This window comes from Pseudorhodoferax soli (assembly GCF_003337555.1).
GTDB classification, from domain to species: Bacteria; Pseudomonadota; Gammaproteobacteria; order Burkholderiales; family Burkholderiaceae_C; genus Pseudorhodoferax; species Pseudorhodoferax soli.
Window position 1 is genome coordinate 361,309 of the sequence record NZ_QPJK01000008.1, and the last position, 19,231, is coordinate 380,539.

General features: G+C 70.4%; 19 protein-coding genes. 12 read left to right on the forward strand and 7 right to left on the reverse strand.

Going from position 1 to position 19,231, the window contains the following annotated elements:
• The first annotated feature begins 25 nt into the window (after nt 1–25).
• Together DES41_RS27020 and DES41_RS27030 are read left to right on the forward strand one after the other, a co-directional pair.
• Nucleotides 26–511, forward strand: coding sequence for a (R)-mandelonitrile lyase (locus tag DES41_RS27020; RefSeq protein ID WP_114470703.1), 486 nt, complete (start codon nt 26–28; stop codon nt 509–511).
• 139 nt (nt 512–650) lie between these two features.
• Complete coding sequence (locus DES41_RS27030) at nt 651–1,313, forward strand: carboxymuconolactone decarboxylase family protein (RefSeq protein ID WP_114470793.1); 663 nt, start codon at nt 651–653, stop codon at nt 1,311–1,313.
• A gap of 35 nt (nt 1,314–1,348) precedes the next feature.
• Here DES41_RS27030 and DES41_RS27035 read toward each other — a convergent pair whose 3' ends face one another.
• The 4 genes from DES41_RS27035 to DES41_RS27050 form a co-directional block, all read right to left on the reverse strand.
• Entirely contained in the window at nt 1,349–2,239 is an 891-nt protein-coding gene (locus tag DES41_RS27035) for a LysR family transcriptional regulator (RefSeq protein ID WP_114470704.1), read from the reverse strand.
• An 84-nt stretch (nt 2,240–2,323) separates the two neighbouring features.
• A complete protein-coding gene (locus DES41_RS27040) occupies nt 2,324–3,544 on the reverse strand; it encodes an MFS transporter (protein ID WP_245965882.1) in 1,221 nt (406 codons plus the stop codon).
• 97 nt (nt 3,545–3,641) lie between these two features.
• On the reverse strand, nt 3,642–7,046 hold the full coding sequence (amt, locus tag DES41_RS27045; protein ID WP_211333089.1) for an ammonium transporter: 3,405 nt from the start codon (nt 7,044–7,046) through the stop codon (nt 3,642–3,644).
• Between the two features lie 140 nt (nt 7,047–7,186).
• Nucleotides 7,187–8,092 carry a LysR family transcriptional regulator gene (locus DES41_RS27050; protein WP_114470706.1) on the reverse strand — a complete coding sequence of 302 codons (906 nt, stop codon included), beginning with the start codon at nt 8,090–8,092 and terminating at the stop codon, nt 7,187–7,189.
• A gap of 104 nt (nt 8,093–8,196) precedes the next feature.
• Between DES41_RS27050 and DES41_RS27055 the strand changes: the two genes are divergently transcribed.
• The 8 genes from DES41_RS27055 to lgt all read left to right on the forward strand — a co-directional run bounded on the left by DES41_RS27055 (nt 8,197) and on the right by lgt (nt 15,813).
• The gene (locus DES41_RS27055) at nt 8,197–8,970 is read left to right on the forward strand and encodes an SDR family oxidoreductase (RefSeq protein ID WP_114470707.1); all 774 of its coding nucleotides are present in this window, start codon (nt 8,197–8,199) and stop codon (nt 8,968–8,970) included.
• A gap of 35 nt (nt 8,971–9,005) precedes the next feature.
• Complete coding sequence (locus DES41_RS27060; protein WP_114470708.1) at nt 9,006–10,382, forward strand: aldehyde dehydrogenase family protein; 1,377 nt, start codon at nt 9,006–9,008, stop codon at nt 10,380–10,382.
• A 102-nt stretch (nt 10,383–10,484) separates the two neighbouring features.
• Nucleotides 10,485–11,018: a hypothetical protein gene (locus DES41_RS27065; protein ID WP_147282972.1), complete on the forward strand. Its 534-nt coding sequence runs from the start codon at nt 10,485–10,487 to the stop codon at nt 11,016–11,018.
• A 39-nt stretch (nt 11,019–11,057) separates the two neighbouring features.
• Nucleotides 11,058–11,327, forward strand: a complete 270-nt coding sequence (locus tag DES41_RS27070) for a hypothetical protein (RefSeq protein WP_114470710.1) — start codon at nt 11,058–11,060, stop codon at nt 11,325–11,327.
• Between the two features lie 11 nt (nt 11,328–11,338).
• Nucleotides 11,339–12,529: a low temperature requirement protein A gene (locus DES41_RS27075; RefSeq protein WP_245965883.1), complete on the forward strand. Its 1,191-nt coding sequence runs from the start codon at nt 11,339–11,341 to the stop codon at nt 12,527–12,529.
• An 83-nt stretch (nt 12,530–12,612) separates the two neighbouring features.
• Complete coding sequence (locus DES41_RS27080; RefSeq protein ID WP_114470711.1) at nt 12,613–14,403, forward strand: monovalent cation:proton antiporter-2 (CPA2) family protein; 1,791 nt, start codon at nt 12,613–12,615, stop codon at nt 14,401–14,403.
• On the forward strand, nt 14,378–14,956 hold the full coding sequence (locus DES41_RS27085) for a DUF924 family protein (RefSeq protein WP_114470712.1): 579 nt from the start codon (nt 14,378–14,380) through the stop codon (nt 14,954–14,956). Before DES41_RS27080 ends, DES41_RS27085 begins: the two co-directional genes overlap by 26 nt.
• Nucleotides 14,957–14,991: 35 nt before the next feature.
• Nucleotides 14,992–15,813, forward strand: a complete 822-nt coding sequence (gene lgt, locus DES41_RS27090; protein WP_114470713.1) for a prolipoprotein diacylglyceryl transferase — start codon at nt 14,992–14,994, stop codon at nt 15,811–15,813.
• A gap of 44 nt (nt 15,814–15,857) precedes the next feature.
• On the opposite strand, the gene DES41_RS27095 is transcribed toward lgt, so the two are convergent.
• The 3 genes from DES41_RS27095 to DES41_RS27105 are packed head-to-tail and all read right to left on the reverse strand — an operon-like array spanning nt 15,858 to nt 16,920.
• Nucleotides 15,858–16,199 (reverse strand): tetratricopeptide repeat protein, encoded by a 342-nt coding sequence (locus DES41_RS27095; RefSeq protein ID WP_114470714.1) that lies wholly within the window; start codon nt 16,197–16,199, stop codon nt 15,858–15,860.
• On the reverse strand, nt 16,199–16,417 hold the full coding sequence (locus DES41_RS39340; RefSeq protein ID WP_245965884.1) for an oxidoreductase-like domain-containing protein: 219 nt from the start codon (nt 16,415–16,417) through the stop codon (nt 16,199–16,201). The genes DES41_RS27095 and DES41_RS39340 overlap by 1 nt, the downstream gene beginning before the upstream one ends.
• On the reverse strand, nt 16,414–16,920 hold the full coding sequence (locus DES41_RS27105) for a CinA family protein (protein WP_114470715.1): 507 nt from the start codon (nt 16,918–16,920) through the stop codon (nt 16,414–16,416). The genes DES41_RS39340 and DES41_RS27105 overlap by 4 nt, the downstream gene beginning before the upstream one ends.
• 189 nt (nt 16,921–17,109) lie before the next feature.
• On the opposite strand from DES41_RS27105, the gene DES41_RS27110 reads away from it, so the two are divergent.
• Both DES41_RS27110 and DES41_RS27115 read left to right on the forward strand, forming a co-directional pair.
• Nucleotides 17,110–17,778 carry a GntR family transcriptional regulator gene (locus DES41_RS27110; RefSeq protein ID WP_114470716.1) on the forward strand — a complete coding sequence of 223 codons (669 nt, stop codon included), beginning with the start codon at nt 17,110–17,112 and terminating at the stop codon, nt 17,776–17,778.
• Nucleotides 17,779–17,800: 22 nt separating this feature from the next.
• On the forward strand, nt 17,801–19,222 hold the full coding sequence (locus tag DES41_RS27115) for a malonyl-CoA decarboxylase (RefSeq protein ID WP_114470717.1): 1,422 nt from the start codon (nt 17,801–17,803) through the stop codon (nt 19,220–19,222).
• The last annotated feature ends 9 nt before the right edge of the window (nt 19,223–19,231 follow it).

The window sequence follows — 19,231 nt, forward strand, 5'->3', positions numbered from 1 at the left end:
CCATCACATCGGAAAGGAACAACACATGGTCAACAGCTGTCCACTTTGCTCGGCGGCGATGGTCGCCGTCCTGGCGACTGCGGGTGCCGCCCAGGCACAGGGCCCGGCCGCCCAGCAGATCGCGCGGGCCGGCAGCCAGGCCGCCGCCGTCGGTCCGGCCGAGTTCTTCACCGGCCGCGTGCGCGTGGAGCCGCTCTGGCCGGCCAGCGCCGAGATCAATGCGTCCGGCGGCATGGTCACGTTCGAGCCCGGTGCGCGCTCGGCCTGGCACACGCACCCGGCCGGCCAGCGCCTGCTGGTGGTCTCGGGCGTGGGCTACACGCAGGAATGGGGCAAGCCGGTGCAGGAGCTCCGCGCCGGCGATACGGTCTGGTGCCCGCCCGGCGTCAAGCACTGGCATGGCGCCGCCCCCACCACCGCCATGAGCCACCTGGCCGTGACGGGCACGGTGGACGGCCAAAACGTGCAGTGGCTGGAGAAGGTCAGCGATGAACAGTACAGCGCACGCTGAGCGCCGCCGCCTGGTGGCCCTGGGCGCCGCTGCGGCGGCCGGCCTGGCCCTGTCCGCCACCTCCGCCGGCGCCGTCACCTCCGCCACCTCCGCCACCTCCGCCACCTCCGCTGGCACCCGCAACCCATCCAGCCACAGCATGACGATTCCACCGACATCCGAACGATTGAGCGTGGCGCAGCAGGCCATCGTGCCGATCGCCGCGTTGGCGGCCGCCGGCGACATGCCGCGCCTGAACGCGGCGCTGAACCAGGGCCTCGATGCGGGCCTCACGGTCAGCGAGGCGCGCGAGGTGCTGGTGCAGCTGTACGCCTACGCCGGCTTTCCGCGCAGCCTGAACGCACTGGCCGAGCTCATGCAGGTGGTCGATGCGCGCCAGCAGCGCGGCCTGCGGGACGCGCCGGGCCGTGCGCCCGGCAGGCCGATCCCCCAGGGCGACGCGTTGCTGGCCGCCGGCACGGCGAACCAGACGCGGCTGTCCGGCGCGCCGGTGCAGGGCCCGCTGTTCGACTTCGCGCCGGTGGCCAACGAGTACCTGCGCACGCACCTGTTCGGCGACATTTTCGAGCGCGACAACCTGGACTGGCACAGCCGCGAGGTGGCCACGGTCAGCATGCTGGCGGCGATCACCGGCGTGGAGCCGCAGCTGCTGGCCCACATCCGCATCGCCACCCACATCGGCATGACGGCCAGCCAGTTGCGCGAGGTCGGCCAGCTGCTCGCCGAGCGCGTGGGCACCGACAGCGGCCAGCGGGTGCGCGACGCGCTGGCGCGGCACCTGGCCGGCAAGCCGGCGGGCTGAGCGGGAAGGCCGAGCGGGAAGGCCGAGCGGCGCGCTCAGCGCAGCCGCAGGGCCTGCAGCACCAGCGAGAAGGCCGGCGAGGGCTGGCGCCGGCTCGGGTAGTACAGGTGGTAGCCCGCAAACACGGGGCACCAGTCTTCCAGCACGCGCAGCAGGCCGCCCTGCGCCAGCTGGTCGGCGATCTCGTCCTCGGGCAGCAGCACGATGCCCAGGCCCAGCAGCGCCGCGTCCACCTGTGGCGCCACGGTGTTGAAGATCAGCGGGCCGTCCACACGCACGTTGACCTGCTTGCCCTTGCGCGCGAAGTCCCAGACGTACAGCCCGCCGGAGGTGGGCATGCGCTGGTTGATGCAGCGGTGCTGCGTCAGCTCCTGTGGTGTCTTCGGTGCCGGATGCGCGGCGAAGTAGGCGGGCGAGGCCGCCACCGCCATGCGCATGGGCGGGCCGATCGGCAGGGCCACCATGTCCTTGTCGATGGTGCTGCCCAGGCGCACGCCGGCGTCGAAGCGGTCGGCCACGATGTCGCGGAAGCCGTAGTTCACGTCGAATTCCAGCGCAATGTCGGGGTAGGCCTGCAGCACCGGCGCCAGCTTGGGCAGCAGCACCTTGTGCAGCACGCCGTCGCCACAGGTGATGCGCACCGTGCCGGCGGGCTTGTCGCGCAGGTCGGTGAGCGCGTCGAGCTCGGCCTCGATCTCGTCGAAGCGGTGGCCGATGGCGTTCATCAGGCGTTCGCCGGCCAGCGTGGGCGAGACGCTGCGCGTGGTGCGCGTCAGCAGCCGGATCTGCAGCCGCTCCTCGAGTGCCCGGATGGTCTGGCTCAGCGCCGACTGGGTGACGCCCAGCACCGCGGCAGCCTTGGTGAAGCTGCCCTCGCGGGCCACCGTGACAAATCCGAGAAGGTCGTTGAAATTGCGCCGTGCCACTGCTTCGTTCCGTGCCCGCATGGTGGGAGCGCGAGCCTAACCGACTGCGGCCGCAGCGCCCGCCCGGCCGTACGGCCAGCGGGGTTACGCAGCCGGTGCCGGGGCGGTGCGCGCCGCCATCCGCGTGAGCCCGGCGGCCAGCAGCAGCAGCGCCGCGCTGGCCAGGAACAGCGTGGCGTGGCCGCTGTGGTCCAGCAGCAGGCCGCCCAGCGCGGAGCCCAGGGCAATGGCCAGCTGCACCACGGCCACCAGCAGCCCGCCGCCAGCCTCGGCCTCGGCCTCATGGGGAAAACTGGCCGCGATCCAGGCCCACCAGCCCACCGGTGCCGCCGTGCCGGCCAGGCCCCACAGGCCCAGCAGGGCCACCACGGCGGCGGTCCAGCCGCCGGCGGCGACGAGCGCCACGGCGACCGCGGCCATCACCAAGGGGATGGCGATGAGCGTGCCGTAGAAGCCGCGGGCGAGCGCCAGGCCCACCAGCAGCGTGCCCGCGAACCCCGCCAGCCCCATGACCAGCAGCACCCCGGAGATGGCCGGCCCCTGCAACTGCGTGACGGTTTCCAGGAACGGCCGCACATAGGTGAACAGCGCGAACTGGCCCATGAAGAAGACGCTGCTGGCGGCCATGCCCCAGGCCACATGGCGGCGCCGCAGCAGTGCGAAGGCCTGCAGTGCGCCGCCACGCCGGGGCCGGCGCTGCGCCTGCATCGGGGGCAATGCACGCCACTGCCAGACAAAGGCGATCAGGGCCACCGGCACCAGGCACAGGAAGGCGCCGCGCCAGCCCAGCAGCGTGCCGAGATAGGCGGCGAGCGGCGCAGCCAGCACCGTGGCCAGCGCATTGCCGCCATTGAGCATGGCCAGTGCGCGCGGCACCTGCGCCGCCGGCACCAGCCGCATGGTGGTGGCCGCGGACAGGGACCAGAAGCCGCCGATGGCCACGCCGACCAGCGCCCGCCCCAGCAGGTAGGCCGGGTAGCTGGCCGCCAGGCCGACGATGGCGCCCGACAGGGCCATCGCGGCCGTGAGGGCCAGCAGCACCCGCTTGCGGTCCAGGCCGCCGGCCCACAGGGGCAGGGACAGGCTGGTCGCCACCGCGAAGGCGCCGGAGATGGCGATGCCGTGGCCGGCCATGCCTTCGCTCACCTGGAGGTCGGTGGCCAGCGGCGTGAGCAGGCTGACCGGCATGAACTCCGACGCCACCAGCGCGAAGGTGCACACCGCCATCGCGAACACGGCGCTCCAGGCGCGGGCGTGGGAAGGCGCCGTTGCGGCGTGGGACGGGGCGGGAGGCGAAGTGCGCATGGCGGCATGTTCGGCCAGGCCGTCCCACTTGACTAGCCGATGGATCGCGCATGCACCTATCAGCCAAACCACCCAATGCGCCGCGGCGGGCACGCGCTCAGCGCGGCATCATGCGCACCGCGCGCTGGTCGGCCAGCGGTTGCGGCACACCCAGGTGGTAGCCCTGGGCGAAGTCGATGCCGATGGCCTCCACGCGGCGCAAGATGTCCTCGTCGGCCACGTACTCGGCGATGGTCTGGAGGCCCATCACGTGGCCGATGGCGTTGATGGCCTCCACCATGGCCAGGTCGATGGGGTCGTGCGCGATGTCCTTGATGAAGCTGCCGTCGATCTTCAGGAAGTCCACCGGCAGGTTCTTCAGGTAGGCGAACGAGGAGAGCCCGCTGCCGAAATCGTCCAGCGCGAAGAAGCAGCCCAGCTGCTTGATCTCGCGGATGAAGGGCACGACCTTGCTGAGGTTGGCCACGGCCGAGGTCTCGGTGATCTCGAAGCAGATGGCGCCATGCGGCAGTTGCAGGCGTTCCAGCGTCTCGCGCAGGTCCTGGCGGAAGCGCTCGTCCGACAGCGAGGCGCCCGAGATGTTGATGCTGTAGACGCCGGGCAGCGCGCCCTCGCGGCGCACGCGGTCGCCGATCCAGGCCAGCGTGTTGCGCACCACCCATTGGTCCACACGCGGCATCAGGCCGTAGCGCTCGGCCGCAGGCAGGAAGCTGCCGGGCGCGATCACCCGGCCGCCTTCCTCCATGCGCACCAGGATCTCGAAGTGCGGCGCCCGGTCCACGCCCGAGGGCAGCGGCACGATGGGCTGGGCATACAGCCGCAGCCGGTCTTCGTCCAGCGCGTTCTGCAGCCGCGTGGCCCACTGCATCTGGCCCTGCTGCTCCATCAGCGCGTGGTCGTTCATCTGGTAGACGTGAATGCGGTTGCGCCCCTCGTCCTTGGCGGCGTAGCAGGCCGCATCGGCGGCCGACAGCACGGCGCCCAGGTCGCGGTCGGCGCCCAGCACCGGCACCAGGCCGATCGACACGCCGATCGAGAAGGACTTGCCCTCCCAGGCGAAGCGGAAGTCGGCGATGTCTTCGCGGATCGCATCGGCCAGCGTGATGGCGCGCTGCATGGGGCAGGACTCGAGCACGAGGCCGAATTCGTCGCCGCCCAGCCGTGCCAGCATGTCGGAGGCGCGCAGGTGGCTGCGGATCAGCGCGGCCACCTGGCGCAGCAGCTCGCCGCCGGCCACATGGCCGCAGGTGTCGTTGACGAGCTTGAACTGGTCCAGGTCGAGGAAGCACACCACGTGCGTCTGGCTGGCGTCGCGCGGGCGGTCGAGCAGTTCGCCCAGGCGGCGCTCGAAGGCGCGCCGGTTGGGGATGCCGGTCAGCGCGTCGTGGCTGGCCTGGTGCTGCAGTTCCTGGGCCAGGTTCAGCGTGACGGTGACGTCGTGGAACACCAGCACGGCGCCGATCAGGAAGCCCTCGCGCGAGCGGATCGGCGCGGCCGTGTTCTGCACCGGGATCGGCAATTCGTCGCGCCGCACCAGCAGCGCGTGCTCGAGCCGCGCGACGACGCGGCCGCGCGTGAGCACCTCGCGCACCGGCACCGGCAGCACGTCGCCGCTCTGGGCGTCGCGCAGCCGGTAGATGTCGTTGATGGAGCGGCCCTGGGCCTCGGCGGCCGACCAGCCCGTGAGCCGCTCGGCCACCGGATTGATGTACTGCACCATGCCGGCCTCGTCGGTGGTGATCACGCCGTCGCCGATGGAGGCCAGCGTGACCTGGGCCAGGTCGCGCTCGCGGTGCAGCTGCGCCTCGAAGTGCTTGCGTTCGGAGATGTCGCGCACGGTGCCCGTGAAGCGCAGCTCGGGTCCCACCCGGTTCTCGCTGACCGAGATCTCATAAACCACGCGCGGCGCACCGGAACGGACCTTGCGCAGCTCCAGCTTGGTGCCGGGGCGGCACAGGTCCTCGCGCGCCGCCGGCCCGCTGTACCCGGCCTCGCGCAGCAGCGCCTGGAACGGGTGGCCGACCACCTGGTCGGCGCTGAGCTGCAGCAGCTTCTCGGCGCCCGGGTTCAGGCTGGTCAGCACGCCTTCGCGCGTGAAGGTGACGATGCCGTCGCGCATGTCCCGCACGATGGCACGGGTCTGGTCGGTGGCGGCTTCCAGCGCGCTGATGACGCGGTTGTAGGCCGAGGCCACCTGGCCGACCTCGGTGAACGGCTCCACCGGCACGCGCTGGCGCAGGTCGCCGCTGCGCCGGTGCTCCTCCATGGCGTCCACCAGCTCGATCAGGTCGGTGCGCGTGCCGTGCTCGGACACGTTCAGGCCCACATGCTCGTCCTGCGGGCGCACGCGCAGCGGCCCGAAGCGGCCGATGCCGCGCAGCAGCAGCCAGGCCATCAGGCTGGCCCACAGGCAGCAGGCGAGGACGCCCAGCAGCTGCACGCCCATCTGCTCCAGCCGCGTGTTGCCGTTGGCGATGCGCTCCAGGTCGCCGAACAGGCCCACCGACAGCGTGCCCCAGATGCCGGGCGCCAGGTGCGCCGGGATCGATCCGACCGCATCGTCCAGGCGCCAGGCGAGCAGCCATTCGGACACCAGCACCATCAGCAACGCGGCGACCAGGCCGATGAGCCAGGCGGCCAGCGGCGAGACGACATGGCAGCTCGCGGTGATCGCCACCAGGCCGGCGATGGCGCCGTTGATGAGGTAGCCGATCTCGCAGTAGCCGCGCCGCCAGATGCCCATGGCGATGCCGCCGACGATGCCGGCGGCGCCGCCGATCACCGTGTTGACCAGGATGCCGGGAACCCGCTCGTTCAGCGCCAGCGTGCTGCCGCCGTTGAAGCCGAACCAGCCGAAGAACAGGATCAACACGCCCAGCATGGCCAGCGGCAGGTTGCCGGCCGGCAGCGGGCGCGGCGGCTCGCCGGGCACGAAGCGGCCGGTGCGCGGGCCGATCATGGCCACGGCCACGAGCGAGACCCAGCCGCCCACGCTGTGCACGACGGTGGAGCCGGCGTAGTCCACGAAGCCCAGTTGGCCGAGCCAGCCGCTGGGTTTGCCTTCCAGGCTGCCGCCCCAGGCCCAGTGGCCGAACACCGGGTAGATCACCATCGCGACGCCGGCCGTCACCGCCATGTAGGTCGAAAAGCGCATGCGCTCGGCCACGGCGCCGGAGACGATGGTGGCCGAGGTGGCGCAGAACATCAGCTGGAACAGCAGGAAGGCCATCAGCGGCGCATGCAGCGAGAGCTGGTCGAGCAGGCCGAAGTGCGAGGTGCCGAACCAGCCGTCCAGCGAGTTGCCGAACATGAGACCGAAGCCGACCGTCCAGTACACGGCGGTGGCGATGGCGAAGTCGGCCACGTTTTTGACCGCCACGTTGATCGAATTCTTGTTGCGCGTGAGGCCCGATTCCAGACACAGGAAACCGGCCTGCATGGAGAACACCAGGGCTGAGCAGAGCAGGATCCAGAGCAGGTCCAGCGGCTGGGCGGCGCTCACCGGGGCGGCTCGGCGAGCGCCGGGGAATGTGTCGTTGCGGATGGGTGTGCGGGCATGGGGGCTTGCTCTGTCTCCTTGCAACAGGCAAGCAAGGAATGTTCCCGCGTTGGCCCAGCGCCTCGGGCGCTGTCGGCGCTGGCTCAGTCCAGGTGCGGCGCCAACATGGTTTCGATCCAGTCCCCGAATGCCTGCACGCGCTGTGCGAGGTGGCGGCGGTGCGGATAGACCAGGTGGACCGGCATCGGCGGCGCACGGTGCAGCGGCATCACGTCCACCAAAGTGCCGGCCAGCAGCTGCTCCTGCACGTCGAACGCCGGCACCTGTATCAGGCCCATGCCGGACACGGCGCAGGCGATGTAGGTCTCGACATTGCTGGCGGCCACGTAGCCGGCCAGCACCATGGTGCGCAACTGCCCGTCTTCCACCCATTCCCACGGTGCGTAGCGGCCCCCGGCGGACGGGGCGTAGTTCACTTGGCGGTGGCCGTGGGCCTGCAGGTCGGCCACGTTGGCCGGCGCGCCGTGCCGCTGCAGGTAGTCGGGGCTGGCGCAGTTGATCAGCGAGAAGGTGCCGAGCGGGCGCGCCACCAGGCCGCTGGGCGCCAATGCCCCCACGCGCAGGGCGCAGTCGACGCCTTCCTGGGCCAGGTCGACCGTGCGGTCGTTCGAGCCGAGTTCGAGCACGATGCCGGGATGGCGTGCCAGGAACTCGGGCAGCGCTGGTGCCAGCAGGTGGTGCGCGATGCGGCTGGGCACGTCCACCCGCAGCCGGCCCTGCATCCCCTGGCCGGCAGCGCTGAACTGCTGCTCCAGCACCTCCATGCCGTGGACCAGGGAGCGTGCGCGTTCCAGCAGGCTCTCGCCGTCCGGCGTCAGGCGCACCCGGCGCGTGGTGCGGTGCAGCAGACGCGTGCCGAGACGGGCTTCCAGTTGCTGCAGAGCGCCGGACACGCTGGCGCGCGGCAGGCCAAGCTGGTCGGCAGCTTGGGTGAAGCTGCTGCACTGGGCGATGCGCAGGAAGATCCGCAGGTGGTCCAGCCGGTCCATGATTGTTCAGGGTTCCTGGAAGGTGTAGACGAAAAGAGGCACTTTATCTCGATTGTTTCCAAACATAGACTGGCATTTCCATTCCATACAAAAAAGGGTTACCGATGTCCTTCCCTACTCTCCAAGGCAAAGTGGCAGTCATCGCTGGCGGCGGCAAGAACCTGGGCGCCCTGATCGCCAACCAGTTTGCCGATGCCGGCGCCAAAGGCCTGGTGCTGCACTACAACAGCGACAGTTCGCGCGAGGAAACTGAAAAGACCGCCGCCGCGCTCAAGGCCAAGGGCGTGGACGTGCTGACGTTCCAGGGCGACCTGTCTGTGGTCGACAACTGCACCGCGATGTTCGACCAGGCCGTGGCACGTTTCGGCGCGGTCAACGTGGCGATCAACACCGCCGGTGTCGTCATCAAGAAGCCCATTCTGCAGGTGACCGAGGCCGACTACGAGAAGAGCTTTGCCGCCAATTCGAAGGCCGCGTTCTTCTTCATCCAGCAGGCTGGCCGCGTGCTGGCCGAGCGCGGCAGCATCGTGACCATCGTCAGCTCGCTGCTGGCTGCCTACACCGACTCTTATGCCATCTACCCCGGCAGCAAGGCGCCCGTGGAGCACTACACGCGCGCGGCCTCCAAGGAGTTCGGCGCGCGCGGCATCAGCGTCAACGCCATCGGCCCCGGCCCCATGGACACATCGTTCTTCTATGGCCAGGAGTCCAAGGAGGCGGTCGCCTACCACTCGTCGGCTGCGGCGCTGTCGGGCTACTCCAAGAAGGGCCTGACCGACATCGAGGACATCGCCCCGTTCGTCAAGTTCCTGGTGACCGAAGGCTGGTGGATGACCGGCCAGACGATCTTCGTCAACGGCGGCTACACCACCCGCTGAAGCCGGCCCAGCACGCGCCCCCCGGAAGGACCGCCATGAACCGCTTCCAACCTCTGTTGGACCGTCAACGTGAGTTCTTCTTCGGCGGCGCGAGCCGCTCGCTCGCGTGGCGGCTGGACCAACTGGACCGCATGGAACGCCTGCTGCGCGAGAACCAGCAGGCCCTGTGCGACGCGCTGTACCAGGATTTCCGCAAGCCGCCGTTCGAGCAGCTGTTCGAGATCACGGTGCCGCTGGGCGTCATCGGCTACTACCGCAAGAACCTGGCCGAACTGATGGCGCCGCAGCCGGTGGCGATCCCCAAGGGGCTGGAGGCGACGGGCAACCGTGGCGTGGTCCACAAAGAGCCTTACGGCGTCACGCTGGTGATCGGGCCATTCAATGCGCCCATCCTGCTGCTGCTCGACCCGGCCATCGCCGCGTTGGCGGCTGGCAACACTGTGGTGCTCAAGCCCGCCAACACCACGGCGCGCGTAGCCGCGCTGCTGGCTGAACTGGTGCCGCGTTATTTCGAGCCCGAGGCGGTTGCCATCGTCACGGGCGGGCGCGAGGAGATTGCCTCGCTGCTGGAGTTGCCCTTCGACTTCATCTTCTTCACCGGCAGCTCCGCCGTCGGCAAGGTCGTCATGCGCGCCGCCGCCGAGCACCTCACGCCGGTCATCCTGGAGCTGGGTGGACAGAACCCCACGGTGGTGGACGAGACCGCCAACCTGGACATCGCGGTGGACCGCATCGCCTGGGGCCACAACGCCATCTCGGGCCAATGGTGCATCGCGCCGGGCTACGTGTATGTGCACCGCTCCATCGCCGACGATTTCATCGCCCGCCTCAAGCGCTCGCTGGCCGCCATGTACGGCACCGACCCGCAGCAGAGCCCCGACTTCGCACGCATGATCAGCGCGCACGACACCGAGCGCGTGGCCTCCTACATCCTGCCCGGCAAGGTGGTGCATGGCGGCCGGGTCGACGTAGCCGACCGCTATGTGGAGCCCACCGTGCTCTACCCCTCGACCTGGGACGATCCGGCCATGCAGCAGGAGGTCTTCGGCCCCGTGCTGCCGGTGCTGCCCTACGACGACTTCGACGCCATGGTGGAGACGGTGATGCGCAAGCCCAAGTCGCTGGCGGCCTACATCTTCAGCAAGAACCAGGACCACATCGACGACTTCCTGGGCCGTGTGTCCTTCGGCGGCGGCTGCGTGAACCAGACCAACCTGCATTGCTGGATCGACAGCCTGCCGTTCGGCGGCGTGGGCTATTCGGGCATGGGCAAGTACTACGGCAAGGCGGGCTTCGATGCCTTGTCCAACACCAAGGCCCTGCTGGTGGGCAACCCCGACACGGTGCTCGACGTCTTCCCGCCCTATGCGGGCAAGGACATCGCGAAGAACCTGTCCGTCTTCTCGGAGTGATTTCATGCGCATTCGAACCGAACAGCTGCGGCGCCCCATCGTGCGTGCCGCCATCGAAGCCCTGCAGCGCGGCGACAGCCCCGCCTGGACCGGGCAGGCGCAATGACAGCGCCCGCACCTGCAAGGCGCCGCTGGCTCATGGCCCTGGCCGCGCTGCCGCTCGGCACAGTATTGCCGGGCTGTGCCAGCTCCGGCGCCACGCCACCCGGCCCGGGCATGAAGGCCTCGGTCACCTACCTGCACCTGCTAGCCAAGGTGCCGATGTTCCGCGGCATGTCGAACGAGCAGCTGCAGTGGGTGATCGACCATTCGCGTGAATGGTCGGTCCAGCCCGGCGCCGAGGTCGCCAGCAGCCAGCGCGGGATCGACAGCTTCTGGACGCTGCTGGATGGCGGCTGGCGCGTGGAAGTGGCCGGCCGCCATGTGGATGCCGGCCACGCCGATCCCGCCAAGTGGTATGGCGGGCGCGCCATGCAGGCGCTGGGCCTGCCGCCGACGCGGCTCGTGGCCACACGGCCCAGCTATGTGATGGAGATCGCCCAGCCGGAGCTGGACGACATGCTGCGCCGTGGGCTACCGTTGGCACCGCATCTGCAGGCCGGCGCGGACTTCTACCGCACGCTGGCCCGCAGCTGACCCGGGACACGGTTCTTCAACAATGAAAGGGAGGGTGCCATGCACATGGCCATGACGATGGGTGGGGGCGTGTTGCTGCTCGTGGTGTTCGTGCTGTTCGGCTGGCAGTGGGGTGCGAGCGGCGCCGCCATGGCGCTGGCCGCCAAGGCATTCATGCCGGTGTGGCTGCTGGTGGCGCTGGCGAACATGTGGGTCGGCGTGACGCACGCCGGCTACACCGTCCGCGAGGAACTGCCGATCCTGCTGATCGTGTTCGCCGTGCCGGCGGTCGTGGCCGGCATCGCTGCCTGGCAACTATCCCGCGGCTGACAGGCGGCATCTTGAGTTCGCCCTCCATCTCGCTGCTGCGCACGCGCGACAAGGCCGCCAAGGTCTTGAACCTTGAGCTGTTCTTCGACCTGGTCTATGTCTTCGCGATCACCCAGCTGTCGCACTACCTGCTGGAGCACCTGACACCCATGGGGGCGCTGCAGACCGCGACCCTGTGGTTCGCGGTCTGGCTGGGCTGGCAGTACACGGCCTGGGTCACCAACTGGTTCAACCCCGACCACCTGGTCATGCGCCTCATGCTGATGGCGCTGATGGGCCTGGCCTTGCTGGTGTCGGCTGCCATTCCCGATGCCTTTGGCGCGCAGGGCCTGCTGTTCGCCTGCAGCTATGCCGCCATCCAGGTCGGCCGCACGCTGTTCGTGCTGTGGAGCCTGGGCCGGGGCCACGTTCTGCGGCCCAACTTCCTGCGCATGCTGTGCTGGCTGCTGTTGTCGGGCGCGCTGTGGATCGCTGGTGGGCTGAGCGAAGGCGACCTGCGCTTGGGCCTGTGGCTGGCGGCCGTGGCCTGCGAGTACCTCTCGCCCATGGCAGGGTTCCCGGTGCCGGGCCTGGGCCGCTCGCAGACGTCTGACTGGACCATCGACGGCGGCCATCTGGCCGAGCGCTGCCAGCTGTTCGTCATCATCGCGCTCGGCGAATCGGTGCTCGCGACAGGCGCCTCGTTCGCCAATGCCGCGCATCCCGGCCCGGCGGTGTGGCTGGCCATGGTCGTTTCGTTCGTCGGCTGCGTGGCGATGTGGTGGATGTACTTCGACACCTCCAGCGGCGACGCCGCGCACGTGATCGAGCATTCGGACGATCCGGGCCGCCTCGGTTCGTACTTCCACTACATCCATGTGGTGCTGATCGCCGGCGTGATTGTCTGCGCGGTGGCCGACGACCTGGTGGTGGCCCATCCGCTGGACGCCGTCAAGCTCAAGTACGCGCTGGTGTTGGCCGGCGGGCCGCTGGTGTACCTGCTGGGCAACGCGCTGTTCAAGCGCATCGTCTATGGCCGCTTCCCGCGATCGCACGCCATTGGCATGGTCCTGCTGCTGGCGCTGTTGCCGCTGATGCCGCAGCTCAACCTGCTGATGGCCGGCTTGCTGACCACGGCCGTGATGGTCGCCGTCACGGCGTGGGAATCGTCGCTGGCGCGGCGGTTGGCGGCTGCCCGCGGTGGTGTGCGCCACGCTGCGTGACAGCCTGCCGGCACGGCGCAGCCGTGTCGTCCACTGGCGGCGTTCTGCTATGGTCGCCCCCGCTTTGACGGGGGGAACGTGATATGGCAATCGAGGGGAGTGGCAGCGATCTGGTCCAGGTCGTGAGCCTGTTGGGGGCGGCCGTGGTGGCCGTGCCCTTGTTCAAGCGGCTCGGCCTGGGTTCTGTGCTGGGTTACCTGGCCGCGGGCCTGGCCATCGGGCCGTTCGGGCTCAAGCTGTTCGACGATCCGCAGGCCATCCTGCACGTGGCCGAGCTCGGCGTGGTGATGTTCCTGTTCGTCATCGGGCTGGAGATGCAGCCCTCGCACCTGTGGAGCCTGCGCCGCCAGATCTTCGGCCTCGGAAGCCTGCAGTGCCTGGTGTGCGGCGTGCTGCTGACGCTGGTGGGCATCGGCTTCGGCTTCCCGTTGGCGGTGTCCTTCGTGAGTGCCATGGGTTTCGTGCTGACTTCCACGGCCATCGTCATGCAACTGCTGGGCGAGCGCGGCGACATCGCCGCGCCGCGCGGGCAGCGCATCGTGTCCATCCTGCTGTTCGAGGACCTGCTGATCGTGCCGCTGCTGGCCATCGTCGCCTTCATCGCGCCGCCAGCGCTGGACGCGGCCGCGGTGGTGCCATCGCGCTGGAGCGTCATCGGCCTGGCGCTGGCGGCGCTGGCCGCGCTGGTGGCGGCGGGCGTGTGGCTGCTCAACCCGCTGTTCCGCGTGCTGGCCACCGCCAAGGCGCGCGAGGTGATGACGGCCGCGGCGCTGCTGGTGGTGCTGGGCGCGGCACTGCTCATGCAGCTGGGCGGCCTGTCCATGGCCATGGGCGCCTTCCTGGCCGGCGTGCTGCTGTCCGAATCGACCTTTCGCCACCAGCTGGAGGCCGACATCGAGCCCTTCCGCGGCCTGTTGCTGGGCCTGTTCTTCCTGGGCGTCGGCATGTCGCTGGACCTGGCCGTGGTGGCGCGCAACTGGCCGCTGATCGCGGCCGGCGTGGTCGCGATGATGGCGGTGAAGGCGCTGTGCATCTACGGCGTGGCGCGGCTGGCCAGGAGTTCGCATGCCGACGCACTCGACCGCGCCGTGCTCATGGCCCAGGGCGGCGAGTTCGCCTTCGTGCTGTTTGCCGCGGCGCTGGGTGCGGGGGTGATCGACGCCACCGTCAACGCCAACATGACGGCCATCGTGGTGCTGTCGATGGCGCTCACACCGCTGGTGGTGCTGCTGCACGGGCGCTTCGGGCCGCGCGCCACGGTGTCGATGGAGGGCGCCGAGGCGGCGCAGGACCGACAGGCCAGCGTGCTCGTGATCGGCTTCGGCCGCGTCGGCCAGATCGCCAGCCAGGGCGTGGTGGCGCGCGGCGCCTCGCTCACCGTGATCGACAACGACACCCAGGTGATCCGCGATGCCCAGTCGTACCTGGGCTTCAAGGTCTACTACGGCGACGGCGCCCGCGCCGACGTGCTGCACGCGGCCGGCGCCCACAGCGCCAGTGCGATCCTGGTCTGCGTGGACGACAAGGCCGCCGCCACGCGCATCGCCGAGAGCGCCAAGGCCGAATGCCCGCATGCGCGCGTGCTGGTGCGGGCCTTCGACCGCGAGCATGCGCTGGATCTGGTCAAGGCCGGGGGCGCGGACTACGTGGTGCGCGAGACCTTCGAATCGGCCATGCTGCTGGGCCGCGAGGCCGTGCTGGCCACGGGCGCCACGCCCGAGGAGGCCGATGCGGTGATGGCCGACCTGCGCCGCCTGGACGGTGAGCGCTTCGACCTCGAGGTGGCCGGCGACGCCTTTGCCGGCCGGGCCCTGGTGCTGGGCCACCTGCGCAGCAAGGAGAACGGCGATGGCACGCAGGCCAGGCCCGCCTGAAGGCGCCGCAGTGCCGCCGGCGCAAGCCGCCGGCGTCGTGCAGTTCTGGCGCGACGCCGGCTCGGCGCGCTGGTTCGCCAAGGACACCGCCTTCGACCGCCAGTTCCGCGAAGGCTTCCACGACTTGCACTTCGCGGCGGCGGCGCGCCGCTGCGATGCCTGGGCAGCGACGGCCCAAAGCGCGCTGGCCCTGCTGCTGCTGCTGGACCAGTACCCACGCAACAGCTTCCGTGGCACCGCCCACATGTACGCGACCGATCCGCTGGCGCGCATGTTCGCCAGGCAGGCGCTGGACGCGGGGCTGGACCAGCAGGTCGACAAAGAACTGCGGCTGTTCTTCTACCTGCCGCTCTCGCACGCCGAACACCTGCCGGACCAGGAGCGTGCGCTGGCGCTGAACCGGGCCCTGGGCGAGCCGTTCCGCAGCCATGCACAGGGCCACCTGGACATCGTGGCGCGCTTCGGGCGCTTCCCGCACCGCAATGCGCTGCTGGCGCGCGAGACCACGGCGGCCGAGCAGGCCTTTCTGGCCGAGGGCGGCTTTTCGGGTTGAGCCGGGCCGGCGGGCATGGCAGGCAAAATGGCCGGATGCTTTTGTACCCCCAGATCGATCCGGTCGCGCTGCAGATCGGTCCTGTCGCCATCCACTGGTATGGCATCACCTACCTGGTCGCCTTCGGCCTGTTCATGTTCCTGGGCAACCTGCGGCTGCGCCACGAACCCTTCGCCTCGCTGGTGCCGCCGTGGACCCGCAAGGACGTGGAAGACATCCTGTTCCTGGGCGTCGTCGGCGTGGTGGTCGGCGGCCGGCTGGGCTACTGCCTGTTCTACAAGCCGGGCCACTACCTCACGCACCCGCTGGAGATCTTCTACGTCTGGCAGGGCGGCATGGCCTTCCACGGCGGCATGCTGGGCGTGATCGCGGCCATGGTCTGGTTCGCGCGCTCGCGCCAGCGGCCATGGATGCAGGTGGCCGACTTCGTCGCGCCCTGCGTGCCCACGGGCCTGGCGGCCGGCCGCGTCGGCAACTTCATCAACGGCGAGCTGTGGGGCCGCTTCTCCAGCGCAGACCTGCCCTGGGGCATGGTGTTCCCGCAAAGCGGCTCGATGCTGCCGCGCCACCCCTCGCAGGTCTACCAGTTCCTGCTGGAAGGCCTGCTGCTGTTCGTGCTGCTGTGGCTGTACGCGCGCAAGCGCCGCGCCGAAGGGCAGGTCGCCGCCATGTTCCTGATCGGCTATGGCCTGCTGCGCTTCACGGCGGAGTTCTTCCGCGAGCCCGATGCCTTCCTGGGCCTGCTGTCGCTGGGCATGAGCATGGGCCAGTGGCTGTGCGTGCCCATGGTGCTGGCGGGCATCGTGATGTGGGTCTGGTGCGGGCGGCGCGCCGCCGCGCTGCCGGCCCGGGCCTGAGAACGTGTGAACGCACCGCTCGCACGTTCTGAGCGTTCGGCTGCTCAGCCGCCGCGCGCGCGCTGCAGGCGCCTGAGGAACACGGTGATTTCCTTGACGGACTGCATGTCGCCGCGCTCCCCGGCGACTGCCAGGCCCTGCCTCCAGGCCGCTTCGGCCTCGTCCGCACGGCCCAGCTGCTCCAGCGCCTTGCCCAGCAGCTTCCAGGCGGCCGAGTAGTGCGGGTCCTGGGCGGTGGCCTGCTGCAGGTGCAGGGCCGCTTCCTGTGGCTGGTCTTCCTGCAGCAGCGCCTGGCCGAGCCCGAAGCGCAGCAACGCGCCGTCGCGGCCGCTGGCCAGCAGTTTCTCCAGGTTGGCGCGCAGCGCGGCGCGGGCGTCGGCCGCCATCAGCTGGCCTCGGCCAGCAGGGCCTGGGCGTCCTCGCACCACCAGGCAACAGCGCCCAGGTAGCCCTCCCAGACACAGCCGTTGCAGCCGCGGCCGCAGCAGGTGGTGGGCTCGGGCGGCGGTGCGCGCATGCCGTCGATGCCGCATGCCGCGAGCTGCGCCGCGACCGCCGCGATGGCGGTGCGCGCCGACGCTGCGTCGGTCGGCGGCGGCGTCACGGCGCCTCGGCCAGCACGTCGTCGAACAGGGCCAGCAGCTCCCGCGCGAACAGCTCCATGTTGGCGGCACGCTCGGTGCTGCCCGTCAGCACCGTGCGGCTGCGTTCCGCGGCGCCGACCACGGCCAGGCAGGCGCGGCCGGCCGGATCGCCGGCCGGGCTGTCGGACGGGCCGGCCGCCCCGGTCTCGCCCAGGCCCCAGCTGGCGCGGTGGTTCGCGCGCACCTTGCCGGCGAGCAGCAGCGCATAGGGCTCGGTTTCGGCGCGCAGGCCTTCCATGTCGGCCGGCACCAGGCCCAGCAGGGCCTTGCCGGCACGGCGCGAGTAGACAACGGCACCGCCCAGGAAGTAGCTGGAGGCGCCTGGCACAGCCAGCAGCGCGGCGGCGACGAGCCCGCCGGCCGAGGACTCGGCCACGGCCACGGTGTCGCGGCGCTCGCGCAGGCGCGCGGCCACACGGGCGGCCAGATCGGACAGGGAGGGCAGTTCGGTGGGTGCGGACATGGGCCGCGATTGTGTCAGCCGCGCCGCAGGGGTGCCCCGGAAGGGCTGCCGCCCGCAGTGGCCGCAGCGGCCGGCGGGGCATCCCCCGGAATTGCAGGATGGCAAAGCCGGCTCAATAATTAGCCGTAATTACTGGAAATTACGGCGCCACCGCGGCTGCGGGGCGCCACCCCATCTGCCCACCACGCCATGCGCGCTGTCCGAAGCTCCCTGCACGACGAGGTCGCCGAGCGGCTGCGCACGCTGATCTTCGACGGCGAACTGGCGCCTGGCAGCTTCATCGACGAGCCCGCGCTGTGCGCCAGCCTGGCGATCTCGCGCACGCCGCTGCGCGAGGCGCTCAAGGTGCTCGCGGCCGAGGGCCTGGTGCGGCACGAGCCGCGCCGCGGCAGCTTCGTGAACCAGGTGACCGCACAGGACCTGGACCAGATCTTTCCGATGCTCGCGCTGCTGGAGGGCCGCGCCGCCTTCGAGGCCGCCCAGCAGGCCAGCGACGCCGAACTGCAGGCGCTGCAGGAGCTGCACGCGCGGCTGCAGCGCCATGCCAGGGCCCGCCGCATCACCGACTACTACGCCGCCAACGTCGCCATCCACGAAGCCATCATCGCGTTGGCCGACAACCCGTGGCTGGCCATGGTGATCGGCGACCTGCGCAAGCTGGCCAAGCTCGCGCGGCTGCAGCAGCTGCAGGCGCCGGGCCGGCTGGAGCAAAGCTGCGCCGAGCACCTGGCGCTGTTCGCCGCCCTGCAGGCGCGCGATGCGCCGGCGGCCCAGGCGGCCATGCACGAGCACCTGGTGCGCCAGCGCGAGGCGCTGCGCGAGGTGGCGCGCAGCCAGGCCAACCGCATCGCTCCCTGAACATGCATTCCAAGGACACACCATGAACGCCACCGACTGGATTGCCCGCAGCCTGGCGCTGCTCAAGCCGGCCGCCAAGCCACCGGCCGCCGCTGCCGACACGCCGCGCCCCATGGCCGAGCGCCTGCGCGCCACGCTGCGCCGCGAGCCCGAGGCGCTGACGCCCAGCGCGCTGCGCCGCCTGCTTGCGCAGCTGCAGGCCGTGGTCGACCCGCATGTCAGCGAGGCCGAGGCCGGCCGCCGCGCGCAGCAGGTCATGGCCTGGTACGGCGCAGCCGCGGCCAGCGAGCGGCGCGACCTGTGGCTGCTGCTGGTCGAGCAGTTCGCGCCCGACGCCGACGAGGTGCGCGCCGCGCGCGAGCACTACGACGCCGTGCACGGCACGCCGGAGCAGGGCGCTGCCGAGATCCGGCTGCGCAGCGCCTTCATCTCGCCGCGCACGCGCATGCTGCAGCGCTTCGCCGTCGATCCGCAGGGCCTGCACTTCCTGGTCGACCTGCGCGCCGAACTGCTGCCGCAGCTCAAGTCCGAGCGCCGGTTGCAGCCGCTGGACGCCGAACTGGCGGCGCTGTTCTCCAGCTGGTTCGACCTGCCGTTCCTGGAGTTGCGCCGCATCAGCTGGGACTCGCCGGCCTCGCTGATCGAGAAGCTCATCAAGTACGAGGCCGTGCACGACATCCGCAGCTGGGCCGACGTGAAGAACCGGCTCGACAGCGACCGGCGCTGCTACGGCTTCTTCCACCCGCGGATGCCAAACGAGCCGCTGATCTTCGTCGAGGTGGCCCTGATCGACCACCTGGCCGGCGGCATCGCGCCGCTGCTGGACGAGCAGGCGGCCGTGCACGACATCGGCAAGGCCACGACGGCGATCTTCTACTCCATCAGCAACACGCAGACCGGGCTGCGCGGCGTCTCGTTCGGCGACTCGCTGATCAAGCGCGTGGTGGAGACGCTGCGCGCCGAGTTCCCCAAGCTCAAGCAGTTCGCCACGCTGTCGCCGATCCCGGGCTTTCGCGCCTGGCTGGCGAAGAACGCCGGGGCGATGCTGGGCCGCATGCCCGACAAGGCGCGCGCCGAACTCGGCCGCGCGCTAGGTGCCAAGGTGCCCGAGGCCGAGCATGTGCTGGCCGCCACCGAGCGCGTGCTGGCGCTGGAGGAGAAGTCGCCCGCGCGCCAGTTCCTGATGCGCTGCGCGGCCGAGTACCTGGGCCGCGAGCTCGACCAGGGCCGCCCGCTCGATCCCGTGGCGCGCTTCCACCTGGGCAACGGCGCGCGCGTGGAGCGCATCAACTGGGCCGGCGATCCTTCGGCCAAGGGCTTCAAGCAATCCTGCGGGCTCATGGTCAACTATCTGTACGATCTGCGCCGGCTCGACAAGCACCGGGCCATGACGGTGGCGGGGAACATCCCGCTGTCGTCCGAGGTCGAGCGCTGGCTGCTCTAGCAGCACACG

Excerpts from the sequence above, each read along its gene's own strand:
- DES41_RS27020 (WP_114470703.1), top strand. The coding sequence starts at position 26 with ATGGTCAACAGCTGTCCACTTTGCTCGGCGGCGATGGTCGCCGTCCTG.
- DES41_RS27030 (WP_114470793.1), top strand. The coding sequence starts at position 651 with ATGACGATTCCACCGACATCCGAACGATTGAGCGTGGCGCAGCAGGCC.
- DES41_RS27040 (WP_245965882.1), bottom strand. The coding sequence starts at position 3,544 with ATGCGCACTTCGCCTCCCGCCCCGTCCCACGCCGCAACGGCGCCTTCC.
- DES41_RS27050 (WP_114470706.1), bottom strand. The coding sequence starts at position 8,092 with ATGGACCGGCTGGACCACCTGCGGATCTTCCTGCGCATCGCCCAGTGC.
- DES41_RS27055 (WP_114470707.1), top strand. The coding sequence starts at position 8,197 with ATGTCCTTCCCTACTCTCCAAGGCAAAGTGGCAGTCATCGCTGGCGGC.
- DES41_RS27060 (WP_114470708.1), top strand. The coding sequence starts at position 9,006 with ATGAACCGCTTCCAACCTCTGTTGGACCGTCAACGTGAGTTCTTCTTC.
- DES41_RS27065 (WP_147282972.1), top strand. The coding sequence starts at position 10,485 with ATGACAGCGCCCGCACCTGCAAGGCGCCGCTGGCTCATGGCCCTGGCC.
- DES41_RS27070 (WP_114470710.1), top strand. The coding sequence starts at position 11,058 with ATGCACATGGCCATGACGATGGGTGGGGGCGTGTTGCTGCTCGTGGTG.
- DES41_RS27080 (WP_114470711.1), top strand. The coding sequence starts at position 12,613 with ATGGCAATCGAGGGGAGTGGCAGCGATCTGGTCCAGGTCGTGAGCCTG.
- DES41_RS27085 (WP_114470712.1), top strand. The coding sequence starts at position 14,378 with ATGGCACGCAGGCCAGGCCCGCCTGAAGGCGCCGCAGTGCCGCCGGCG.
- lgt (WP_114470713.1), top strand. The coding sequence starts at position 14,992 with ATGCTTTTGTACCCCCAGATCGATCCGGTCGCGCTGCAGATCGGTCCT.
- DES41_RS27095 (WP_114470714.1), bottom strand. The coding sequence starts at position 16,199 with ATGGCGGCCGACGCCCGCGCCGCGCTGCGCGCCAACCTGGAGAAACTG.
- DES41_RS27105 (WP_114470715.1), bottom strand. The coding sequence starts at position 16,920 with ATGTCCGCACCCACCGAACTGCCCTCCCTGTCCGATCTGGCCGCCCGT.
- DES41_RS27110 (WP_114470716.1), top strand. The coding sequence starts at position 17,110 with ATGCGCGCTGTCCGAAGCTCCCTGCACGACGAGGTCGCCGAGCGGCTG.
- DES41_RS27115 (WP_114470717.1), top strand. The coding sequence starts at position 17,801 with ATGAACGCCACCGACTGGATTGCCCGCAGCCTGGCGCTGCTCAAGCCG.